We start from the raw sequence: 24,386 nt of genomic DNA, 5'->3' as shown, positions 1-24,386 counted from the left end.
TTAGGAGGATTTATGAATAATTATGAAATGTTTTTTAATGAAGCAAAGTATATTTTTAAAGATAGGATTTTTAATGATTATCTTAGATGTTTTGCTTATGGGGTTGATGCGTCTTGTTATAAATATGTTCCAAAAATTGTAGTAATCGCTAAGAGTGAAGCAGAGATTAAAGAAATCATTCGCTTAGCAAATCTATATAAAACTCCGCTAAATTTTCGTGCAGCTGGCACAAGTCTTAGCGGTCAAAGTTCTACTGATAGCGTTTTGGTTGTTATTAAATATGCTTTTAAAGAAATAAATATAAGCAAAAATGCAGATGAAATCACACTTGGCTGTGGGGTTGTTGGCGTTCATGCAAATACGGCTTTAAGCTCGCTTTCTAAAAAAATCGGACCTGATCCAGCTACAATTAATTCAGCTTTAATAGGCGGAATAATCAATAATAATTCAAGTGGTATGTGCTGTGGGACAAAGGATAATTCTTATAAGACTTTAAATAGTATTAGAGTGATTTTAAATGATGGCACTATTTTAGATACTGCTGATGCTAAAAGTGTGAGTGATTTTAAAAAATCTCATGCAAAATTATTAAATGAATTAAAAGAGCTTAAAAATCAAATTAGAAATGACGAGGAATTAAATAATCTTATAAAGCGTAAGTTTAAGATAAAAAATACCACAGGATATTCATTAAATGCCTTTGTTGATTATGATGATGAGATAGATATTTTGGCTCATTTATTTATAGGAAGTGAAGGGACTTTAGGTTTTGTTAGTAAAGCAAGGTTAAGAACTATTGATGATTTACCTTACAAAGCCTGTGCTTTATTATTTTTCCTAAATATAGAAGATGCAGCAAATACTATTAGTGAATTTGCAAAATGTGATTTTATAAACTCGGCTGAGATTATGGATTATGCAAGTTTAAATGCAGCAAGTAGTTATGATGAATTAAAAGAGCTTTTAAGTGATATTAAGCAAGGTTATACCTGTGTTTTAATTCAAACCGAAAGTGATCAAGAAAATATCTTAGATGAAAATATAAAAAAGATTAAAGAGCTTAGTAATAAAACTTATAAATCTTATTTTTCTAAAGATAAAAATGAATATGATTTATGGTGGAAGATTAGAAAAGCACTTTTACCTATTGCAGCAAGTAAAAGAGAGCCAAATGCAACGGTAATTACTGAAGATGTTTGCTTTGAAGTAAAAGATTTAGCAAAGGGTATTAAAGAAATTCAGAATTTATTTTTAGAATTTGACTTTGATGGAATAATATTCGGTCATGCACTAGCTGGAAATATTCACTTTATTATTACGCCTAATTTAAATGATAAAAACGAATTTGATAATTTTGCAAAATTAGTTGAAAAGATGTCAATCGTAGTAGCAAGCTATGGTGGAAGTATTAAAGCAGAGCATGGAACAGGAAGAATGGTTGCTCCGTTTGTAGAAGTTGAGTGGGGCAAAAAAGCTTATGAGATTAATTGCAAAATAAAAGAGATTTTTGATAAAGATAATATCTTTAATCCTGATGTAATCATTACAAAAGATAAAGATATTTATAAAAAGAATATAAAAAATCCAAGCTTAGTTGATGAAGCTCTAAATTTATGTATGGAATGTGGATTTTGTGAAAGATTTTGTCCTTCAAATGAATTTACTTTAAGTCCAAGACAAAGAATTGCGGTGCTTAAAGAAATGAAAAGCTTAGAAAGTTTAAACGATACTGATAGTAAGAAAAAATTAAAAGAGATGAAAAAGCTTTATAATTTTTATGTAGATACTAGCTGTGCAGCCTGTGGGGTTTGCTCTATGGTTTGTCCTTTAGGGATAAATTTTGCTGATTTTAGCTTAAAGTATAGAAAAGCAAGTCAAGGAGCTATTTCAAAAATCATTGGTAATTTAGCTTATAACAATCATCAAAGAACTTTAAAACTTGCAAAATCATCACTAAAAATAGCAAATAAATTTGATAATTTTAAACTAAACAATGTATTAGCGACATTTTCTATGCCACAAAGTAGAAATTATTTGCCACTTGCAAATGATTATAATTATAAGAGCAATACGCAAAAAGAAAATGTTATTTATTTTACAAGTTGCTTAAATAAAGCCTTTAAGCCAAATGCTAAGATGAGTGATAAAAGAGCCTTGCAAGAAGTATTTGAAAGCTTATGTAAAAAAGCTGGGATTGGAATAATCTATGCTCCAAATGACTTATGCTGTGGTAAAGCTTATGAAAATTATGCAGATATTCAAAGTAAAAATAAAGCAAAGCTTAGCGAATTTATAGCAAATGCAAATGCTGATATTGTGATTGATCATAGTGCATGTTCAGCAAAAATGCTTAAAAATCATAAAGTTTATGATTTGGCTGATTATTTATATAAGGTTATTGCTCCAAGGCTTAAGATTAAACAAATTGATGAGGTAATAGGGCTTTATATAATGTGTGCTGCTAGAAAAATGCATATTGAAAATAGCTTAATAGAACTTGCAAAAATGTGTGCTAAAAATGTAGTTCTTGATAATGATACATATTGCTGTGGCTTTGCAGGATATAAAGGCTTTTTAACTCCAAAATTAAATATAAGTGCGACAAATAATTTTAAGAAATTTTATGCAAATACAAATATTAAAAGAGGGTTTTCAAGCTCAAGCACTTGCGAAGTAGGTCTTAGTGATGCTACTAACATCTCATGGCAACACATTGCGTATTTGTTAGATGAATGCAGTGAATAAGTATTAATTCCTATTTCAAATTCTTAAGATTTTAATACTGAAAATCAAGGGAATTTGAATTAGGAAATTAAAAATCCTAATTCAAATTCTAAATAAAAATTAGCAAAATTTCTTATAATTTGTAGCTAAACCTGCAAGGCTTGTTTCTTTGTATCTTGTATCCATATCCTTGCCTGTTTCATACATAGTTTTAATTACTTCATCAAGCCCAACGCTAGGAGCACTCTCTCTATCCATAGCCATTTTTGCTGCACTTACAGCTTTTATAGCTCCGAATACATTACGCTCAATGCAAGGGATTTGCACAAGTCCTGCAACAGGATCGCAAGTAAGCCCTAAATGATGCTCCATTGCAATCTCAGCTGCAGAGCAACAATCAATCGGACTTGCACCCATGCTAAATGCAAAAGATGCAGCCGCCATTGAAGATGCTGAGCCAATTTCTGCTTGGCAACCAGCTTCAGCTCCACTAATACTTGCGTTTTTCTTAAACAATGAGCCTATTGCCATTGATACTAATAAAAAGTCTCTAATGTCCTTCTCGCTCATACTTTTTACATGTTCTTTTAAATATAAAAGCACAGCAGGAACAACCGCACAAGCTCCATTAGTTGGAGCAGTTACTACACGATTACCCGCTGCATTTTCTTCTGAAACGCTCATAGCATAAAGGCTAAAATAATCAATAAAATCTAAATCACCTTTACGATTTAAGTGTTTATCTCCTAATAATGCAAGTTTTTTTGCAAGTGCAGGAGCTCTTCTTTTAAGCTTGATTGGTCCAGGTAAAATTAATTCATTTGAATTAGCACCTGCTATAAAGCTATCGTGCATTGCTTCATAAATCTCTTTGCAATAATTATTTATATATTCTTCACTATTAAAGTTAAGTTCATAAAGCATTGCAATTTCAGCTATATTTTTATTATATTTATTACATAGCCATAAAAGTTCTGTCGCACTATCAAAAGAATAATCGTAATTTTTTTCATCAGAGCTATTGCTTTGGCATTTGATTTCATCTTCATTTTTAATAAATCCACCGCCAACTGAATAATAAGTCTTAGCTTTAATGCAAGTATTATTAGCAAATGCTTCTATCGTTAGGGCGTTTTCGTGATATTGTTTAAACTCATTAGAAAATACAATATCGCTATTTTCATTAAAATCAATCTCTTTTACTCCGCCTAATAAAAGCTTTCTTTCATTTAATCTTAATAAAACTTCTTGTTTTTGCTTTGCGCTAATTGTTTTTACATTTAAGCCGCTTAGACCTAAAACCACAGCAATATCGCTTAAATGCCCTTTACCAGTAAGTGATAAAGAGCCAAATAAAGTAACTTTAATTCTTGTAATTTCATCTAAATTTAAATCTTTTAAAAACTCATTTCCTGCTACAAAAGGTCCAACCGTGTGCGAGCTTGATGGTCCTATACCGATTTTAAAAATACTTAAATTACTCATGATATCATCTTATAAACTACACTAGTAATTGTGATAATTCCCATAATAGCTACGAAATAACAAGCCGCACCATTTTTGTAAGTTCTAAGCTCAGGAATTTTGTATATCGCATATACAGGCATTAAAAATAATATAACAGCAATAATAGGACCGCCCAAATCTTCTATAAATCCTAAAATACTAGGATTATAAAATGCAACTATTATCATAGTTACATACATAAATATAGTTGTAAAGGCATTGTTTTTACTAACTTCTTTTCCACTTACTTTTTTAATAAGTCCGTTTAAGCCTTCTCTAGCACCAAAATAGTGTCCAAAAAAGCTAGTTAAAATCGCCAAAAACGCAACAGCAGGAGCGCCATAGCTTATAATATTTCCTTCAAATTTATTGGCAAAATAGCTAAGAATTGGAATATTTGCATCTCTTGCAATAGCAAATTCACTTTTATCAAGGCATAAAATACAAGAAAACACAAAAAACATAACAAATACTAATAAAAGTGTAGCGTTATTAAATAATATTTGCTTTCTTTTTGCGTCTGAGTTTTCTTTATACTCATTATAAGTATTTAAGCTAAAAGTTGAAATTGCAGGAGAGTGATTGAAACTAAATACAAGCACAGGTAAAGTAAGCCATATTGTAGTAATAAATTCTTTAATACTTGGAACTTCACCTAAAACTCCTAATTTCCAGTGTGGTATTAAATAAAGTGAGAATAAAAATAATATTAAGCATAATGGATAAACAAGCCACTCACATACTTTAGTTACTAAATTTTCATTAGTAAACATTACAGCCATCATAATAGTAATTAAAATAATAGCTAAGATTAAGCGATTTGGTTCAGCTAAACCTAATTGATTTACCATAAATGAGCTTATTGTGTTTGTAATACCAACCCCATAAGCAAGACAAATAGGATAAATTGCAAAAAAGTATAAAAATGTAATCACAATTCCTACTTCTTTGCCAAAGTATTTATTCACAGCATCAGTAATATCTCCACCTTTAGTAGAACCTACGAAATATGATAGAAATAAATGTGATAAATAAGTCATCGGAAAAATTAAAACACACATTAAAACAATAGGCCAAAAGCCACCCGTTCCTGCACGAATAGGTAAGAATAATATCCCAGCACCTACTGCAGTGCCAAATAATGAAAACATCCAACGATTGTCAAACTCGCTCCATTTTTTCATCATTACTCCTTAAAATAAATTAAAGCCGTTATTTTAGTTATAAAAATATAATTTTTATAAATTTTCAAGAAATTTTATAAAAAATGTTACTCATGGTTACAATCACTTCGTTGTTTTAAAAAATATGTTTTGATTATGATTTTTATTTTCTTTTTTAATATATAATTTAAAAATATTACTAATTTTAAAGGAGATTTTATGAATTTAGTTCATCCAAAAAGCATTAAAGAAATAATCAAAAAAGATAAATTATCTAAAAATCCCTTTGAGAGATTAATAATAGCTTGTGAAGATAAGGCTGATAAAAAATAAGCATTGTTACCAAAAACGCTCGAATTTATATATAATGATTTTTTGAATTTTTTATTAAGGAGAGCGTTTGCAAAGTTTGTTAAATGAAATTCATTTATTTTTAGACACTATAAATGGTTATTTATATACTTATTTTTTAGTGTTTGCTTTAATTATCGTTGGCGTAGTTTATAGCATAATCACTCGTTTTGCTCAATTTAGATTAATGGGTAATGTAATTTCACTTTTAAAAGAAAAACAAGATAATAAAAGTGATGTTAGTAGCTTTGAAGCTTTAATGATTTCAACAGCTTCAAGAGTTGGTATAGGAAATATCGCAGGAATTAGCACGGCTGTTGTTGTTGGTGGTGCAGGAGCTTTATTTTGGATGTGGGTAATGGCATTTATTGGAGGTGCAAGCGCTTTTGCTGAAAGCACATTAGCACAAGTTTATAAAAGCCGTGATGAAAACGGATTTCGTGGAGGTCCTGCATATTTTATTGAAAAAGGTTTAGGAAGTAGATTTTTTGGTAAATTATTTTCTGTTATTTTAATAATAACTTATGCGTATGGATTCAATGGACTTCAAAGCCATACTATGACTTCAGCTTTTGCAATATATTTTCCTGATAATTTTAGTTCAGCAAGCGTTGTTATAGGTATTATTTTAAGCGTAGTTGCTTTTGCTTTATTTTTCTCTAATTCAAAATCACTAGGAAAAGTAAGCTCAATCATAGTTCCTATTATGGCTTTTGTTTATATTTTACTTAGTTTAATTGCTATGATTATGAATTATTCTGAAATACCAGCTGTTTTTTCATTAATATTTGAAAATGCTTTTGATTTTAAAGCTATTTTTGGTGGTTTTGCGGGTAGCGTTGTAGTTATTGGAATTAAGCGTGGTTTATTTTCAAACGAAGCAGGTATGGGTTCAGCTCCAAACGCAGCAGCAGCGGCAAACACAAGTCACCCTGTAAAGCAAGGAATTATTCAAAGCTTTTCAGTATTTATTGACTTAATTATATGCTCTTGCTCTGGCTTTTTAGTATTATTTTCTACTAGCTATATGGAGCAATTAAGCAAAGGCGAAAAAACTCTAAATGCCTTGCCTATGGTTCAACAATCTATGATTGAGTATTATGGAACTTGGGGACTTCATTTTATTACTTTTGCTGTTATTTTATTTGCGGTTACTTCATTAATCGGTAACTTTTATTATGCTGATGCAAACGTAAAAAACCTTACAAAAAATAAATTAAATGAGTTAGTATTTAAAATAAGTGCAGTTGCTATGGTGTTTATAGGTTCTCAGCTTGATTTAGCTGTTGCATGGGATTTAGCTGATATTACAATGGCTGCAATGGCTTCAATTAATATAATTGCGATTTTATTATTAAGTCCTGTTTTAATTAAATGCTTAAAAGATTATGATGAGCAAAAGAAAAAAGGACTAGATCCAACATTTAGTGCAAAAAAATTAGGAATTAAAAACGCTGAGTGCTGGGATTAATCTTAAAAGGCTTAATGCCTTTTAAGATTGGAATTTGAATTAGGAATTTGCTTTTAATTCCTATTTTAAATTCTTAAATATTTTCAGGCTTTTTACCTTCATCTATAAAAATAGAGCGAATAGCGTCATTTTTATCATCTTCGCTTTGTCTTTTTGCCCAACTCATAATAAGCTCATCTTTTGCTCTTGTAAGTGCTACATAAAACAATCTTCTTTCTTCATCAATTCCACCAGCGCTTTTGCTAAGTTTTAGATTTGGAAATCTTCCTTGTGCTAAATCTATTAAATATACGATTTCAAATTCTAAGCCCTTACTTGCATGAACGGTTAGAAGTTGCACTCCTTTTGTGCTTTCATAATCAATATTTAAAATCGTTTTTTCATAAAAATCTTTAAAAGTGTTGTAATTTTTCGCATCTTCTAAAATATATTTACAATTATTTTTGATATTTTCTAGTTTTTGCTCTTTTATCTCATTTACGATTTTTGCACCTTTAAATGAACGCTTTGCTGCAATATTATTTATAATTAGACTAAAAATCTTAGATGAATATACGTTTTTTAGCAAAATACTAGGATTATCAATATTTTCATTTTCTTTTAAAAATTTATATAATTCTTCTAAAAAGGTTACATTATCAAACTTTAGTTCTTTTAATAATAAAACAGGATTATGTTTAAAATCACTTGCTAAAAAGCTAAATTCGTTCTGTTTTGCTTCATTTTGTGTGCTTGCAAAAAGCCCAAAAGCTTCATCACTTTTAGCTAAAAAATCATATCTATCTTTTTTAATAGGTCTTAAAATCCCTTCTAATAAAGAGCCATTTCCAAGCTCTAAAAAAGCCTTATAAATAATATTTACTTTAGCATTTCCAACGCCTTTGCTCTCTAGTAAAATCCCTAAAAAGCTTAATATATCGCTATTTTTATTAGTTAGATTTGCTAAGTTTATTAAGGTATTTATTTCTTTTAGTTCATAAAAACTCGTTCCGCCTTTTCTAGCTACTTTTATACCTTTTAATTTTAACGAGCGTTCTATTAAATCCCCGCTTGAATTATTGCGATAAATCACTGCTATATCGCTCTTTGGCTTTATTTGAAGCTTGGCTAAAATATCGTTAGCAATAAATTCATATTGTTCGTTAGCTAAATTAAAACTATGTAATTTTATAGGCTTTATTGCATCATCTCTTGTAACTATTAGTTCTTTTGGATAAAGCCTTTCGTTTTTTGTAATAACTCTATTTGCAAACTCTAAAATATTGCTAAGACTTCTATAATTTTTGTTAAGTGAATAAATATTAGCGTTTTTATATCTATCTTTAAAACTGCCTATTATTTCAATATTTGCACCATTAAAAGCATAAATACTTTGATCATAATCACCCACGCAAAATAAAGATTTTTTAGGAATTGCGTCTAAAATAGCGCTTTGAAGATTATTAGTATCTTGATATTCATCTACTAAAACTTCATAAAAAGGCTCATCTTTATAATCATTTTTAAAAAAATCTTTAGCATTTAGCAATAAATCATCAAAATCATAATAATTATGAGCTTTTTTTTGCTCGTTAAACTCATCTAAAACCTTGCAATAAAAATTAATATTATCGCTTTGCTCTTCATAATTTTGTTTTAAATATCCACGAAAATCATCAACCAAATTGGTATTATTAAATCTTGAATAAATATCAGCTAAGTATGAATAATCAAATAAATCATCACGATTAGGATTGTATTTTTCATAAATACTTTTAAGCAAGGCTCTAAGTTCAGAGTTTTTTTTAAGATTAATTTCTTTATGTTTTTTTAAATACTCTAAGCTAATTGCGTGAAAAGTCCCACTTATTATGCCTTTTATCTTGCTTGAACCGAGCTTTTTTTCAAGTCTTGCCATCATTTCTTTTGCAGCTTTATTTGTAAAAGTAAGGAGCATAATAGTATTAGGCTTAGCTCCATCGTTTAATAACTTTTCAATTCTTGCAACAATGGTGCTTGTTTTACCTGTTCCTGCACTTGCTATTATTAAATTACTGCCTAATTTTGCATTAACAGCAGCAAATTGTTCTTCATTTAATTTATTCAATTATGTTTCCTTTATACACTAAATACCAAGAAAGGGCTTGAAGTCTTTGTAAATACCCCCCCCCGCTAGTTAATTTTCCGTTTTTAAATTCTATACCAAAACCATATTTATTGCTAGCTAAAATTTCTTTTTCTTCTAAACTAAAGCATGGAGTTCCAAAGCTTACATATTCATATCCTTTTTCTGCTACTAGATTAATAATACTTGCTGCTATATCAAGATGGTTTGTTATCTTACAAGTTGGATAAATTTTAGCTTTTGGATAATACATTATGACAGGCACTGTATGAGTAGTTAATAAATCATTATTATCATCTATATTAAACCTTCCATAATGATCACCTGTGATTACAAAAAGACTATCAGGCTCTTTTTTGGCTGTTTTTTCTATCCAATTAACTAAAGTTTTTTGATACCAATAAATTGTAGCTAATTCGTTTTTATATTTTTTGCTTAATTTTTCTATCTTATCAAATGGAATATCAAAATCATTTTTTTGCATAAAAGCTAGATCATAAGTTGGATGATTTGTAGTAGTCATAATTATATTAAAGCTAAAATCTTTACTATTTTTACTTGTATATGCAAATAAAAAATCATCATAAGCTCCCCAATAATTATTACTAGGAGAATTTAAATCAGGAAATTCATTATTTAAAATATGCTCTTTATCATAATTTTTATTAATTCCTAAAGAATTTGTAAAATCAAATAATCCAGCCCAATTTCTAGCTCCACCAAAATAAAAATCACTTTTATAGCCTAGATTTGCAAATTGATTTATAAGATTTGTTTTAGGTGGTATTATTTGATTATGTTTTTTAAAGTTATCATCTGCATTATAATAAACCCCCATAAATTGAGTTTGCAAACTCTCAGCAGTATTGTTTGCATTATGGATTGCAGGTATATAAGTAGCTTTGTTTTTTACAAAATTATGAATATCACTAAATAAATTGCTAAATCTATCTTCTAAAACCCAATTAGAAAAACTCTCACTTATTACATAATAAATTTTCTTAGGTTTTATACTTAAATCATCTTCTTTTATATGTTTTATATAATCATATATATTAATTTTTTCATCGTTTTTAATATCAAATAATTGCTTTGCAGCAGTTTTTTCATCACCAACATTAAAATAAGAAAAATCAATATTTTTTAATTTTTTATAATCTCTAATAGCACCGCCAAAACCTTTTAAATGTCCAAAAGTACTAGCTTGAAGCACTGCATTATCATAAGCTTTTGTAACATTAAAAAGCCCTTTGGCTTTAAAAGAAAATTGTTGATTAATACTAAGCATCATAGAAAATGCAAAAACAACAAATAGTATTAAAGATTGTTTTAGATTTAAAATTAGTTTTGTTTTTAAAAGTTTTTCATGAATATAATTTAAAATAAATAAAGCTATAAAAAATATAAAAATAGCAGGAATTATTCCATAATTTTCACCTAAAGCTGTTTTTATTAAGGTACTAGTTTCTTCGTGTATAAATAAAAATAAATTTAAATCAATATTTTTTTGATAAATATTAAAAAATACTATGAAAACTAATTCTGCAAATAAAATTAAAGCAAAAGCAATATTAAAAATAATCCTTGAACAAATTTTGCCAAATAATGAAAATATGCAATATGCACTTGCAATATATCCACAATATTGCATATCAAATCTAATACCTTGAAATATTGATGTTATAAAATCGTTAAAACTATAATCATAATGAAGTAGTAAAAAGCCTAATCTAAATAATAAACAGACCAAAACTAATATAAAATAAGTAATAAAAGAACGAATTACTAAATTCATAAAAACAACCTTTCAAAAAATAAAGCCAAAAAGTCTAGCAAAATAACCTAAAAATAAGCAAAAATTAATAAAATGGGCGAAAATATACATTTTAAGGATTATTTATGAGCGATTTTTACAATCCAAAAGAAATTGAAAAAGATTATTATGAATTTTGTAAGCAAAAAGGCTATTTTGAAATAGATGGAAATAAAAATATCCAAGAAAAAGGCAAAAACTTTGCTATCATGATGCCACCGCCAAATGTTACAGGTGTGCTTCATATAGGTCACGCACTTACTTTTACACTTCAAGATATTATGACAAGATATAAAAGAATGGATGGCTATAAGGTACTTTATCAACCAGGCTTAGACCATGCAGGTATCGCTACTCAAAATGTGGTTGAAAAGCAACTTTTAGCAAAAGGCATTAAAAAAGAAGAGCTAGGCCGTGAAAAGTTTATAGAAAAAGTTTGGGAGTGGAAAGAGCAAAGTGGTGGAGCGATAGTTAAACAAATGCAAGCATTAGGGATAACTCCAGCATTTTCAAGACTTCGTTTTACTATGGATGAGGGGCTTCAAAACGCTGTTAAAAAAGCCTTTGTGGATTTGTATAATAAAGGCTTGATTGAGCAAAATAATAGAATGATAAACTGGTGCACCAAAGATGGAGCATTAAGCGATATTGAAGTTGAATACGAAGAAAACAAAGGCAAACTTTATCACATAAGATATTTTTTAAACGATAAGGATTATTTAGTAGTTGCAACTACTAGACCTGAGACATATTTTGGAGATACTGCTGTAATGGTCAATCCAGATGATGAAAGGTATAAGCACTTAGTTGGCAAGGAAGTTACATTACCTATCATAAACCGCAAAATCAAAATCATAGCTGATAGTCATGTTGATATGAGCTTTGGAACAGGAATTGTAAAGGTAACTCCAGCACATGATAATAACGACTATGAAGTAGGACTTAGACATAATCTAGAGTTTTTAACTATTTTTGATGAAAACGGGATTTTAAACGAGCATTGTGCTGAATTTGCTGGACTTGAAAGGCTTGAGGCTAGAAAAATAGTAGTTGATAAATTAAACGAACTTGGCTTTATTGAAAAAATAGAAGATTATGCAAATCAAGTTGGGCATTGTTATCGCTGTAAAAACATCGTTGAACCATATATTTCTAAACAATGGTTTGTAAAAACTGACATCGCAACAAAAGTTATAGAAAAAGTAAATAATGGTGATGCTAAGTTTTATCCAGCTCATTGGATAAATAGTTTTAATGCGTGGATGAGAGAGCTTCGCCCTTGGTGTATAAGTAGGCAACTTTGGTGGGGTCATCAAATCCCTGTTTATTATTGTGATGAGTGCGAGCATATTCATGTAGACGAGAGCAAGGTAGAAAAATGTGAAAAATGTGGCTGCGAGAGCATCACTCAAGATAAAGATGTTCTTGATACTTGGTTTAGCTCGGGTCTTTGGGCGTTTTCAACTCTAGGTTATAACAACGGAGATTTTGGTAAAGGTACACTATGGAATGAAAGCGATATAAAAGACTTTTATCCAAACTCACTTTTAATTACAGGCTTTGATATACTGTTTTTTTGGGTATGTAGAATGCTATTTCAAAGTGAAAATGAATTAGGCGAAATCCCATTTAAAGATATCTACCTTCATGCACTTGTAAAAGATGAAAACGGGCAAAAAATGAGTAAAAGTAAAGGCAATGTAATTGACCCACTTGATAGCATTGATAAATATAGTGCTGACATTTTACGCTTTACTTTAGCATTACTTGCCGTTCAAGGAAGAGATATAAGAATGAGTGAAGATAGAATGATTTTAGTTCGTAACTTCACAAACAAGCTTTATAATGCGGTAAATTTCTTACTACTTAAAGGTAAAGATTACAAAATACTTGATAGCTATAAAACAACGCTAGGTATTTATATAAACGCAGAGTTTCAAAAGTGTGTAAATGAAACTAGAAAAAATCTTGATGAATATAGATTTAATGACGCTGCTATGAATATTTATAAGTTTTTATGGGATGAGTTTTGCGACTATGGTATAGAGTTTAGCAAGGCTGATAGCGAAAGTATAAACGAACTTGCAAGCGTGTTTTTAAATGCTATGAAATTGCTTAGTCCATTTATGCCGTTTATTAGCGAGTATTTATATCATAAATTAAGTGGGACAAGTGTTTTTGAAAATGGCTCAATTATGGTTGAAAAATACCCACAAGTTAGCGAAATTTCATCTAATGAAGAGCAAATTATCAAAAACTACGAGCTTTGCAAAGAAGCGATTAACAGCCTAAGAAGTATCAAAAAAACAGCAAATATCACGGATAAAAACGCTCCAGCACAAATTATTAGTGAGCATAAATTTAGCGAGTATTACCTAAAACTTATCGCAAAATTAGCAAAAGTTGGAGAACTAGAGCAAAGCGAAAATGTAAAAGAAAGCTTTAGCGTAAATGTAAGCACGAACCTAAAAACTGCTATTTTTGTAGATAGCTCAGCGCTTAGTGAGATGAAAACAAAACTAGAAAATAAACGCAAAAAAGTTCTAGCAGAATATGAAAAACTTAGCAAAATGCTAAGCAATGAAAAGTTTGTAGCAAACGCTCCAAAAGAAGTTGTAGAACAGAATAAAGCAGCACTTGAGAGTGCAAGCAAAGAACTTGAAGCAATAAACAACGAACTAAACGCTCTAAGTTAATATTTGCTAGGCTTTTGCTTAGCAAATATTTAATTTCCTATTTCAAATTCCCTTAATTTTAAGTATTAAAATCTTAAGAATTTGAAATAGGAATTAGCTTTTTAACTTTATGAAGTCTAAATATTGTTTTTAAATTTCTAATTCAAATTCTCTTATTTTTAAATACTTTAATATAAGCTTCAAATATTTTTGTATTTTATTAACTTTCTAACCTAATATCTTATTGCTTAGACTAGTTTTTTGAGTTTGGTTGAGTTTGGTTGAGTTTCGAATTTATAATAATTATCAATAGTTTTATTTAAATTTGCAAAGAATTTGAAATAGGAATTAGCTTTTAAATTCGTAAAATTTATAAAAGCTAATTCGTAATTATTATTTGCTCTTTTGAGCGTTGTGTTTAGCTTGTTTTAAAAACTCTAAAAAGTCTTTTATTTCTTCGTAATTTTCAAACTTACTTTCTTTATTAACAAGCATTCTTGTTAGGCTTTCGTTTTTTAAATAATCATCGTTCATTTCATCGGCTTTTTGAATTAAAGCATTGATTAATATTTCCTTATTCATTTCAAATCCTAATAAATCGCACTAATTCTATCAACCTCATCCCAGCTAAGGCCTTTATCTTTATAAGTTAGCATTCTATTTACATATCTTGCCAAAATATCGGTTTCTACATTTACTAAATCTCCTACTTTATAGCTAGAAAATAAAGTATCTTTTAAGGTTATATCAATAATAGTAAGTCTTATTGAATCATCTAAAACTTCATTAATTGTAAGGCTTACTCCATCTATTGCAATGCTGCCTTTATTGCAAACTAAAGGCATAAATTTTTTATCAATACTTATATAAAAATCAACTCCACTATTTAGCTTATTAATCTTTATAATTTTTCCAAGAGTATCAATATGTCCTGTTAATAAATGCCCATCAATTCTGCTTCCTAGTTGCATAGCTAATTCGGTATGAACTTTAGAGCCAACTACAAATGGCTTAATTACGCTTTGGGTTTCACTGCTTAAGTTTAGACTAAAACCATCATCGTGGATTTTAATCACACTAAGGCATGCTCCATTAGTTGCAACGCTATCTCCTATATTTGGTTTTAATTTTGAAACTATTCTTAATTCATTATTTGAATATTTTTTTACAACTGCTAATTCTCTTATTAAACCATTAAACATTTTTATCCTTTACAATAAGCTTAGTGTATTATAAAAAAAAGGATTAATGATGTATGATATTATAATTATCGGTGCTGGTCATGCAGGTGTTGAAGCTGCACATGCTAGTGCAAAAATGGGTAAAAAAACCTTACTTCTTACAATTTTAAACGATAGAATCGGAGCAACTTCATGCAACCCTGCAATAGGCGGACTTGCAAAAGGGCATTTAGTAAAAGAAATAGCTGCACTTGGCGGAATTATGCCAAAAATCACAGATTTAAGTGCGATTAATTATAAGACTTTAAACGAGAGTAAAGGTGCAGCAGTTCGTGGAACTAGAGCTCAGATTGATATGGATGAATACAATAAAAATGCTAAAAATATATTACTTAATATGCCTAATTTAGATATTTCTCAAGAAATGGTTACAGAATTATTAGTAGAAAATAACGAAGCTTATGGAGTAAAAACAGAACTAAATAAAGAATATAAAGCAAAAAAAATCATTCTTTGCTCAGGAACATTCTTAAATGGTTTAATACATGTTGGTTTAAGCAAAATAAAAAGTGGTCGTGTAGGAGAGTTAAGCTCAACTCATTTAGGAGATAATCTAGCTGCTTTAGGGCTTAATCGTGGAAGGTTAAAAACTGGAACATGTCCAAGGATTCTAGCAAGTAGTATTGATTTTAGTGTTTTAGAAACTCAAGAAAGTGATTTAAATACTAAAGGTTTTAGCCTTGATTTCAAAACTCATACATTGCCACAACTTCCTTGTTATATAGCTCATACAAATACAATTACTCATGATATTATTCGCTCAAATTTTGACAAAGCTCCTATGTTTACAGGTCAGATTAAAGGAATAGGCCCTAGATATTGTCCTAGTATTGAGGATAAAATCAATCGTTTTGCGGATAAAGAAAGTCATCATTTATTCATCGAGCCACAAACAAAAGAAGCTACAGAATACTATATAAACGGCTTTTCAACTTCGCTTCCATTTGAAGTTCAGCATGATATGATTCGCTCAGTTAAAGGCTTTGAGAATGCAAAAATCACAAGACATGGCTATGCGATTGAGTATGATTATTTTGACCCACTTGATTTATTTCATACATTAGAAAGTAAGATTATTAAAAACTTCTATCTAGCAGGTCAAGTAAATGGAACAACAGGCTATGAAGAAGCAGCAGCGCAAGGTCTTATGGCTGCAATAAACGCAAGTTTAGCAATTGATAAAAAAGATGGTTTTGTATTAAGAAGAGATGAAGGCTATATCGGAGTTTTAATTGATGATTTAGTTACTAAAGGAACTAAAGAGCCTTATAGAATGTTTACAAGTAGGGCTGAGTTTAGATTATTACTTCGTGAAAGCAATGCGATTACAAGACTTAATAAATATGCTTATGAGTGTGGTTTAAGAGATGAAGAAAGCTTTAAATACTATGAAAGCAAAATAAATGATATGAAAAAAGGCTTGGAGTTTTTATGTGATAGCAAGGTTGTGCCTTCAAATGTATTTAATGAATTATTAGCAAGTATTGATGAAGAGCCGATTTCTCAACCTACAACTCTTCAAAAAATCATAGCTCGTAGCACGATTACAAAAGAAAAAATGCTAGTTTTAGCTCCTAGTTTATCTCGTTTAGATGATTTTGTTTTAGATGAGATTTTACTTGATGCTAAATATTATCACTATGTAAGATTGCAAGATGAAAATGTTCAAAATCAAGAAAATTTATTAAAAATAAAAATCCCAAGTGATTTTGTTTATCGTGGAATTAGCGGACTTAGTAATGAAGTAGTTGAGAAATTAGAAAAAAACAAGCCAGCAAACTTATTTGATGCAAGTAGAATTAGCGGAATTACTCCAGCAGCTATTGATATTCTTCAAATTTATATCAAATTAAAGGCTAAAAATTGATAAAACATCTAGCTAAGTTTAAAAAGATTTATTCGTTTGCGGTTTTATCTCTTGTAATGATTGTTTTTTCTTTTTATATAACCATTAAAGAATCTACAATTATTACAAGGCTTGATAATTTAACTCATGATATGTTTTTTAGAATTAATGCTTATTTAAATGATAATGTAAAAGGCGATGATAGAGTTAAAATAGTTGATATTGATGAAAAAAGTTTATCTGCATTAGGTCAGTGGCCTTGGGATAGAGATTTGTTAGCTTGTTTGGTTTATAAATTAAACGAAGCTAGCGTTGTTGGATTTGATATTTATTTCGCTGAATATGATAAGCGTGGTGAGATTACTAAGAAAATGAGCGATGAGAGCTTTTCATCTTTAAATATTCCAAAATATGATTTTTGTCCTAGAACTCAAGATACCGATAAAGCTTTTGCGACTGCTTTAGCTAATTCTAATAGCGTGTTAGCTTATGCAATTAATTTAGGTGCATACAAAAATGAAAGCAATGTATATAGAAGCATTTATACAAATCATATTACAGGTAAAAAATTAGCTCCATTAAGCAATCAAAGCATAGCAGAATACAATATTGATTACTCATTGCTCGAGCATGGCAAAAATATTACAGCAAGTATAGAAGAATTAAGCGATAATTCTTATGCTAATGGTTTTGTTAATTCATATACACATTTAGATAATGTAATTCGTAGTGCTTTTATGATGATTTATTATGATGATGGAGAATTTAAACAGCTTTTACCAAGTCTTAGTCTTGCAATGTATTCTAAATATGTAGGAGTTGATGATATTAAAGCAGTTGGAGATGGATTTAATATAAGATTAATCCTTGATGAAAAAGATACATTTTTGGTAAATCCACATGCGCTTTTAGGACTTTATTTTAAAGGAAAATCTCCACATTATGATTATATTAGTGCAATTGATGTTCTTGATGGTACGATTGATCCTAGATATTTTAAAGATAAGATTGTCTTAATTGGAACTAGCGTTGTTGGGCTTAATGATATTAGAAGTAATTCTTTAGATGAAAACTTGCCAGGTGTTGAAATACATGCTAATGCTATTGATAATTTATTAAATGATGAGTATTTAATAACTCCTAGCTATTCGGCTGAAATATTGTTTGCATCATTAATAATTATAATTTTATTAAGTGTAAGTTTTTCGTATTTTAAAAGCATAATAATGCAAGTGTTATTTCATTTAATCTTATTAGCAGTTATTATTTTAGGGCATTATTATTTTATGGTTAGCGAAAAGTATGTTTTAAATACTTTTGAGCTTATTTTGGTGTTGGCTATTATGGGACTTTGTGGAATTCTTATTAACTTCTTCTTAGAAAGTAGGCAAAAAGAATTTATTAAAGCAAAACTTGAGAAAAAAGTTTCAAAAAGCGTTGCAGAGCAGTTAATTAATACAGATAGCAATGTTTTTAGCACTAGCAAAAGAGAAATTTCGGTATTTTTTAGCGATATTAGAGATTTTACAACCATTAGTGAGAATATGGATGCGGCTGATTTGGTTAAGTTTTTAAATACCTATATGACCCCTATGAGTGATATTATATTTAAATATCAAGGAACGGTTGATAAGTATATCGGAGATGCTGTTATGGCTTATTTTAACGCTCCAAACGATTTAGAAAATCACGCTGATTGTGCCTTGCAAGCTGCGATTGAACAAATAAAAGTTTTAAAAAGCTTAAATGAAGAATGGCAAAAGCAAAATCTTCCTTATATAAACATAGGTATAGGAATAAATACAGGTGAGTGCATTGTAGGCGAAATGGGTAGCCTTGCAAGAAGCGATTATACTTGTATTGGCGATGGCGTAAATACTGCAAGTAGGGTTGAGAGCTCATGTAAAAACTATAAAGCAAATATTTTAATTTCTCATAATACTTTAGCAGCGCTAAAAGACCCTAGTATTTATGAGCTTGAGCTTGTAGATGAGCTAAAGCTAAAAGGAAAAGATGAGGCAACCAAGCTTTATAAATGCACAGGTTTTAAAGGCGATAATTTAACGCTTTGGAAGAGTTAAAATTAAATAAGAATTTGAAATAGGAATTTGAAATTACTAAAAAGGAGAAGAAATGAAAGTTATCGTTGAAGCAAAAGCAAAAATAATGGCAGAAAATGAAAATCAAGCAAAAATTAATCAAGATTTTTTTAATAAAAACAATTTATTTTGTATTAATTTTATGAGCTCACCTGGAAGTGGCAAGACTACTTTGCTTGAATATATCATTAAAAATAATTTATTAAAACTATGCGTTATAGAAGGTGATTTAGAAACTAACAAAGACGCTGATAGAATTATAAATGCAGGTGCAAAGGCTTATCAGATTAGCACAGGTCAAAGCTGTCATTTGGATGCAAAAATGATTGATAATGCTCTTAAAAATCTTGATATTAGCGAAAGTGAATTTTGTGTGATAGAAAACATAGGTAATCTTGTATGCCCAGCTTCATACAAATTAGGAGAGCATTTAAATGTAGTATTATTATCATCTCCTGAAGGAAGCGATAAGGTTGCAAAATATCCTGTAATGTTTAAAAGAGCCGATGTAATCGTATTAACTAAAATGGATATAGCAAAACATTTTAATTTTAATTTAGAAGAAATTAGTGAAGAAGCAAAAAAACTAAATCCAAATGTAAAAATATTTTGTGTAAGCGCAGCAACAGGCGAAGGCATTGCTGAGCTTTGTGAATACTTTAAAAATCAAAGGGCTTAATATGTGTTTATCAATTCCATCAAAAGTAATTAGTATAGATGAAAATAATTTCGCACAGGTTGATACTTTAGGTATTAAGCGTGGGGTTAGTCTTGATTTAATTCCTGAAGAAGTAAAAGTAGGTGATTTTGTATTAATTCATGTTGGATTTGCTATGCAAAAAATAGATGAAGCTGCTGCTAAAGAAAGCTTAGAACTATATAAGCAAATCGCTGATGAAATAGGTAGCGAAGAGATTGAAAGCAGGTTTTTATGAACTACATAAAAGAATATAAAGACATAAACACTATAAAAGCTTTAAAAAAACTAATTGATAATGTAAAGCTTGATAGAGTTTATAATGTAATGGAGATTTGCGGTGGGCATACTCATTCGCTTATTAAGTATGCCTTGCCTTCTTTAGTGCCTAATATTAACTTTATTCATGGACCTGGTTGCCCTGTATGTGTAATGCCAAAAAGTAGGCTTGATGAAGCCGTATTTTTAGCTAGTTTAGATGGAGTTATATTTTGCACGCTTGCTGATATGATAAAAGTTCCTGCAAGCAATACTAGCCTTGAAAAATTAAGAGCAAATGGAGCAGATATAAGAGCGCTTTATAGCCCACTAGAAGTGCTAAAAATTGCAAGTGAAAATAAAGATAAAAAGATTATATTTTTTGCAATAGGATTTGAAACTACAACTCCTATGAGTGCGGTTTTGATTGAAAAAGTGCTTGAAATGGAGCTAAAAAATGTATTTTTTCATATAAATCATGTAAGAGTTCCTGAGCCAATTGAAGCATTGCTTCAAGATAAGGATTGTAATATTGATGGCTTTTTAGCACCATCTCATGTAAGCGTTATAATAGGCAAAAATGCTTATCTAGATATGGCAAAAACATATAAAAAACCTTTTGCTATAAGTGGTTTTGAGCCTGTTGATTTAATGCACTCATTATTAAATCTAAGCTTGCAGTTTAAAAACAAAAGCTATGAAGTATATAACGAATATTCAAGATTAGTAACTAATGAAGGAAATCTTAAGGCTAAGGCACTTATAGATAAATATTTTTGCAAGGCTGATTTTGAATTTCGTGGCTTAGATGTGATAAAAAATGGTGGATTAGAATTAAAAAGCGAATACGATTTTTTAAATGCTAAAAAAGTATTTGAAATTTGTACTAATACTAAGCCTGAAAATAAAGCCTGTTTATGCCCTAAGATTTTAAAAGGTCTTGCAAAGCCAACTGATTGCAAGGTTTTTGCTAATTTATGCACCCCAAATAATCCAATCGGAAGCTGTATGGTAAGTAGCGAAGGTGCTTGTGCTGCGTATTATAAATATAATAGACAATAAAATATCTTAACGCTAAATTTAAATAATTTAGCGTTTTTAAAATTTTATAAATCTTTTTAAATTCCTATTTCAAATTCTAGTTTTTTAAATTATAGTCTTTAACATTAATTTAACGCAATATTAATAAAATCAACGATTATTTTAAATTTAAAGGAGATTTATGAAACTATCTTACAAAATCACACTTTTTGCTTTTATTTCATTATTAATAATTAGTTTAAGTGCTATTTTTGTTGCAAATAATGGTATGAATGAGTTAGATGACATAGCTCAAGAAACTCTTGATAAAATGAGTACAGATGATGCAAAAAAGACAGCCGTAAGTGTTACAAGCCTAATAACTTCAATGTCAAAGAAAATTCATGAAAATAATGCAAAAGATTATGATAAAAATATGCTTGAATTTTTAAGCGAATTAGATTTAAAAAATCGCTCAGTTAATTTATTTGTAATTAACTCTAAGGGTGATTATGTAATGCACTACTTAAAGAGTAGAATAGGTGAGAATGCTTATAATAAAAAAGATTCAAATGGTAAGCTTTATATTCAAGAAATAATCCAAACAGCAACAAATGGTGGTGGTTTTGTAACAACTCACATGAAGGCTGATAAGACTAGACCTGAAAGAGATGTTGTTTATTATGTAGAAAAAGATAAATTTAATGATTATGTTTATATAAGCGTAATTTATCTAATAGAAGCAAAACAAGAAATGGCTGAAGTTAGTAAGAAAGTATTAGAGAAAAAAGATGATGTAATTTTATCTTACGCTATATTTTCAGTAGTTTTATGTGTGGTTATGCTTCTTTTATGGTTATTTTTCATTAGAACTTGGGTTAGTAAGCCATTAGGTGAATTAACAAATAAAGCTATTGATTTAAGCAAAGGTGAGGGTGATTTAACAAAACTTTTAGAAGTAAAAGGTAATGATGAAATAGCGCAAGCTAGCAAAGCAATTAATGATTTTATCAATAAGATTAGAAACCTAATAAATGAAGTTAAACAAATCTCTTATGAAAATAAAACAATAGCAGCAGAGTTAAGCAGTGTTAGTATGCAAACAGGCAAAAGAAGTGAAGAAAGCTTTGTTATTGTAAATAATGTTGTAGAAGAAGGAAATGCTACAAAAGATAGCTTAAGCGAAGGTATAGCAAGTGCTAATTCAAGTAAAGATGAGTTAAGGGATAGTGCAAGTAGTATTAATGGTGTAATTTCATCTATTAGTGCATTGACAAATGAAATTGATAAGAGTGCTAGTGTTGAGAGTGTATTATCGTCTAAAATGGAGCAATTAAGCCGTGATGCTGATAATGTTAAATCTATTTTAGAAATAATTAACGATGTAGCAGATCAAACAAACTTATTAGCATTAAATGCTGCTATTGAAGCAGCTCGTGCAGGAGAGCATGGACGTGGCTTTGCAGTAGTTGCTGATGAAGTAAGAAGCCTAGCTGAAAGAACTCAAAAGAGTTTAAGTGAAATTAATGCAACAATTAGCGTTATAGTTCAAGGCATTAAAGATGCAAGCGAGCAAATGAGCGATAATTCTAAGCAAATTAGCAATTTAACAAATGTTGCAAATAGCAGTGAAGAACAAATCAAGGTAATGCAATCAAGCTTAGGCGAAGCAATTGTTAGCAGCGATAAGACAGTGGATAATTATATAGGTGCAAGTAAGCAGATTGAAGAAATATTAAACGAAGTTTCACAAATTGCAAAAATTACTAATGAAAACGCAAGAAGTGTTGAAGAGATTGCAAAAGCTGCGGCAACTCTAACTAATATTAGCGAAGACTTAGACAAAAAACTAGGCGAATTTAAATCTTAAATAACTTGCTAAGGAAACTTAGCAAGTTTATACTTTATTCTTCAAAATAATTTGATTATAAACAATAAAACCACAGAATTTGAAATAGGAATTTGAAAATAATTTGAATTTCATTATTTTTATTGTTTATTTGCTATATTAATATTTATTTAAACTAAAGGAACAATTTGAATATAGATAATTTAAAAGATTATAAAATAAAAAACGATTATTTATATAGCTTAGAGCTTATTAGATTTACTATTGAAATTTTTTTGACTTTTATTGCATTTTATACACTTTATAAAGGTATAGATAATTTAATTATGCTATACAATAGACCAACACCAAGAATGTCAGATTTGTGGTGGATAAAAAGAATGGATGAAGTAATACTTCGTAGTATATTCTTTATTATATTCTTTTTAAACCTTAGACAAATAAAAAGGCTTAGATTCGTTAAGAATAATGAATTTTATATAACTGTAGATAGTGAAAAAATATATTTTGAAACTTACGAAATAGGTGAAAAAGGTCTTTTTGGTACAGCAAAGAGTTATAAGAAAGTAACTGCAACGATAAATAAAAGCGATATAGTTTTTAGATTGCAATCTAAACGACCTGCTTTGGCTTATTCATATATATTTGATAAAGATTCTTTTAATACTAAAGAAATGGAAAGAAAAAGTTTGAATTATAAGCTAGATTATCCACTAGGTAAAATAATATTCTTTCCTGTATTTTTCTTACTTTGTACATTAGATATTTTATCAAGCTATTTAATACTATTTTTCTTAAATGGTAAAAACTTAAAAACTTACACAATATATCAAACTAAAACCAAGCTAGTTTCATTGCCTTTTGTTGATGATTTATCAGTTTATTTTTTATACACAGAGTTTAGACAAAAAGTATTCTGCAATGAGTAAAGATGGATTTGAGATGGAATTTAGAGAAGAAGCACAACCATTAGGTGAAAAATACATAGAAAAACAGCGTAACAAAATTGAAAAGATTTTAAATAAGAAAAGCCTAAATATTAAATAATTAAAAATCTTTCTCTTTAAATCAATATTTTTAAAATTTACATACACTAAAAGCAAAGAATTTGAAATAGGAATTTAAACATACAAGAACCACAAAGCTTATTTTTGCTTTAGTCTAATAATAGCCTTGCAATGTATTAAAAAAACAAAGCTTAATTCCTAATTTAAATTCTTTTATTTTTAAGCTTTAAGCTCTTGCTCGGAGTGGTTAGAATAGCTTAGTTGGATTGGTTGTAGGTTTTTAGGTGATTTAGATGGTTTGAGTGTTTTAGCGATTGGATTGGTTAAGATTGATTGCTGGGTATATAATGATTATAAGTAATTATTGCTTAAACTTTCAAAGAATTTAAATTAGGAATTTAAAAACAATATTTAGACTTTATAAAGCTAAAAAGCTAATTCCTATTTCGTAATTCTTTTTTCAATTTAATAAAGGCATTAAAGAATTAGGAATAGAAATTACGAATTAAGAATTAAGATTAAGAATTTGCTTTGATAATTTAAAAAGTAATTATGATTTAAA

General features: G+C 29.2%; 16 protein-coding genes and 2 pseudogenes. 12 read left to right on the top strand and 6 right to left on the bottom strand.

Going from position 1 to position 24,386, the window contains the following annotated elements; translation table 11 throughout:
• The first annotated feature begins 12 nt into the window (after window positions 1–12).
• Window positions 13–2,745, top strand: coding sequence for an FAD-binding and (Fe-S)-binding domain-containing protein (locus tag AVANS14531_RS08315; protein WP_336612047.1), 2,733 nt, complete (start codon window positions 13–15; stop codon window positions 2,743–2,745).
• Between the two features lie 99 nt (window positions 2,746–2,844).
• Here AVANS14531_RS08315 and AVANS14531_RS08310 read toward each other — a convergent pair whose 3' ends face one another.
• The gene (locus AVANS14531_RS08310; protein WP_239818404.1) at window positions 2,845–4,209 is read right to left on the bottom strand and encodes an L-serine ammonia-lyase; all 1,365 of its coding nucleotides are present in this window, start codon (window positions 4,207–4,209) and stop codon (window positions 2,845–2,847) included.
• Window positions 4,206–5,414, bottom strand: a complete 1,209-nt coding sequence (locus AVANS14531_RS08305) for an aromatic amino acid transport family protein (protein WP_239818405.1) — start codon at window positions 5,412–5,414, stop codon at window positions 4,206–4,208. Before AVANS14531_RS08305 ends, AVANS14531_RS08310 begins: the two co-directional genes overlap by 4 nt.
• A 388-nt stretch (window positions 5,415–5,802) precedes the next feature.
• Between AVANS14531_RS08305 and AVANS14531_RS08300 the strand changes: the two genes are divergently transcribed.
• Window positions 5,803–7,215: an alanine/glycine:cation symporter family protein gene (locus tag AVANS14531_RS08300; protein WP_336612051.1), complete on the top strand. Its 1,413-nt coding sequence runs from the start codon at window positions 5,803–5,805 to the stop codon at window positions 7,213–7,215.
• A 73-nt stretch (window positions 7,216–7,288) separates the two neighbouring features.
• Here the strand turns inward: AVANS14531_RS08300 and AVANS14531_RS08295 are convergent, their stop codons facing one another.
• On the bottom strand, window positions 7,289–9,301 hold the full coding sequence (locus AVANS14531_RS08295) for an ATP-dependent helicase (protein ID WP_336612046.1): 2,013 nt from the start codon (window positions 9,299–9,301) through the stop codon (window positions 7,289–7,291).
• A complete protein-coding gene (locus tag AVANS14531_RS08290; protein WP_336612045.1) occupies window positions 9,294–11,114 on the bottom strand; it encodes an LTA synthase family protein in 1,821 nt (606 codons plus the stop codon). The genes AVANS14531_RS08295 and AVANS14531_RS08290 overlap by 8 nt, the downstream gene beginning before the upstream one ends.
• A 104-nt stretch (window positions 11,115–11,218) precedes the next feature.
• On the opposite strand from AVANS14531_RS08290, the gene AVANS14531_RS08285 reads away from it, so the two are divergent.
• Window positions 11,219–13,828: a valine--tRNA ligase gene (locus tag AVANS14531_RS08285; protein WP_336612044.1), complete on the top strand. Its 2,610-nt coding sequence runs from the start codon at window positions 11,219–11,221 to the stop codon at window positions 13,826–13,828.
• A gap of 372 nt (window positions 13,829–14,200) precedes the next feature.
• Here AVANS14531_RS08285 and AVANS14531_RS08280 read toward each other — a convergent pair whose 3' ends face one another.
• Both AVANS14531_RS08280 and AVANS14531_RS08275 read right to left on the bottom strand, forming a co-directional pair.
• The gene (locus AVANS14531_RS08280) at window positions 14,201–14,389 is read right to left on the bottom strand and encodes a hypothetical protein (RefSeq protein ID WP_336612043.1); all 189 of its coding nucleotides are present in this window, start codon (window positions 14,387–14,389) and stop codon (window positions 14,201–14,203) included.
• Between the two features lie 8 nt (window positions 14,390–14,397).
• On the bottom strand, window positions 14,398–15,009 hold the full coding sequence (locus AVANS14531_RS08275) for a riboflavin synthase (RefSeq protein WP_336612042.1): 612 nt from the start codon (window positions 15,007–15,009) through the stop codon (window positions 14,398–14,400).
• Window positions 15,010–15,058: 49 nt separating this feature from the next.
• On the opposite strand from AVANS14531_RS08275, the gene mnmG reads away from it, so the two are divergent.
• The 9 genes and pseudogenes from mnmG (at window position 15,059) to AVANS14531_RS08235 (ending at window position 23,864) form a co-directional block, all read left to right on the top strand.
• Window positions 15,059–16,915 (top strand): tRNA uridine-5-carboxymethylaminomethyl(34) synthesis enzyme MnmG, encoded by a 1,857-nt coding sequence (mnmG, locus tag AVANS14531_RS08270; RefSeq protein ID WP_336612041.1) that lies wholly within the window; start codon window positions 15,059–15,061, stop codon window positions 16,913–16,915.
• A complete protein-coding gene (locus AVANS14531_RS08265; RefSeq protein ID WP_336612040.1) occupies window positions 16,912–18,975 on the top strand; it encodes a CHASE2 domain-containing protein in 2,064 nt (687 codons plus the stop codon). The genes mnmG and AVANS14531_RS08265 overlap by 4 nt, the downstream gene beginning before the upstream one ends.
• 52 nt (window positions 18,976–19,027) lie before the next feature.
• Complete coding sequence (hypB, locus tag AVANS14531_RS08260) at window positions 19,028–19,672, top strand: hydrogenase nickel incorporation protein HypB (RefSeq protein WP_336612039.1); 645 nt, start codon at window positions 19,028–19,030, stop codon at window positions 19,670–19,672.
• A 1-nt stretch (window position 19,673) separates the two neighbouring features.
• Window positions 19,674–19,928 carry a HypC/HybG/HupF family hydrogenase formation chaperone gene (locus AVANS14531_RS08255; protein WP_239818413.1) on the top strand — a complete coding sequence of 85 codons (255 nt, stop codon included), beginning with the start codon at window positions 19,674–19,676 and terminating at the stop codon, window positions 19,926–19,928.
• On the top strand, window positions 19,925–21,010 hold the full coding sequence (gene hypD / locus AVANS14531_RS08250; protein ID WP_336612038.1) for a hydrogenase formation protein HypD: 1,086 nt from the start codon (window positions 19,925–19,927) through the stop codon (window positions 21,008–21,010). The genes AVANS14531_RS08255 and hypD overlap by 4 nt, the downstream gene beginning before the upstream one ends.
• A 160-nt stretch (window positions 21,011–21,170) precedes the next feature.
• A pseudogene (locus tag AVANS14531_RS09280) lies at window positions 21,171–21,980 on the top strand (cache domain-containing protein); the annotation flags it as partial.
• A gap of 363 nt (window positions 21,981–22,343) precedes the next feature.
• Window positions 22,344–22,838: pseudogene (locus AVANS14531_RS09275) on the top strand (methyl-accepting chemotaxis protein); the annotation flags it as partial.
• A gap of 167 nt (window positions 22,839–23,005) precedes the next feature.
• Window positions 23,006–23,746 carry a hypothetical protein gene (locus AVANS14531_RS08240; RefSeq protein ID WP_336612036.1) on the top strand — a complete coding sequence of 247 codons (741 nt, stop codon included), beginning with the start codon at window positions 23,006–23,008 and terminating at the stop codon, window positions 23,744–23,746.
• Entirely contained in the window at window positions 23,739–23,864 is a 126-nt protein-coding gene (locus AVANS14531_RS08235) for a hypothetical protein (RefSeq protein ID WP_336612035.1), read from the top strand. Before AVANS14531_RS08240 ends, AVANS14531_RS08235 begins: the two co-directional genes overlap by 8 nt.
• The last annotated feature ends 522 nt before the right edge of the window (window positions 23,865–24,386 follow it).

It is taken from the genome of Campylobacter sp. Cr9 (genome assembly GCF_020138295.1).
GTDB lineage: Bacteria > Campylobacterota > Campylobacteria > Campylobacterales > Campylobacteraceae > Campylobacter_E.
This window is presented reverse-complemented; position numbering and strand designations above follow the sequence as displayed.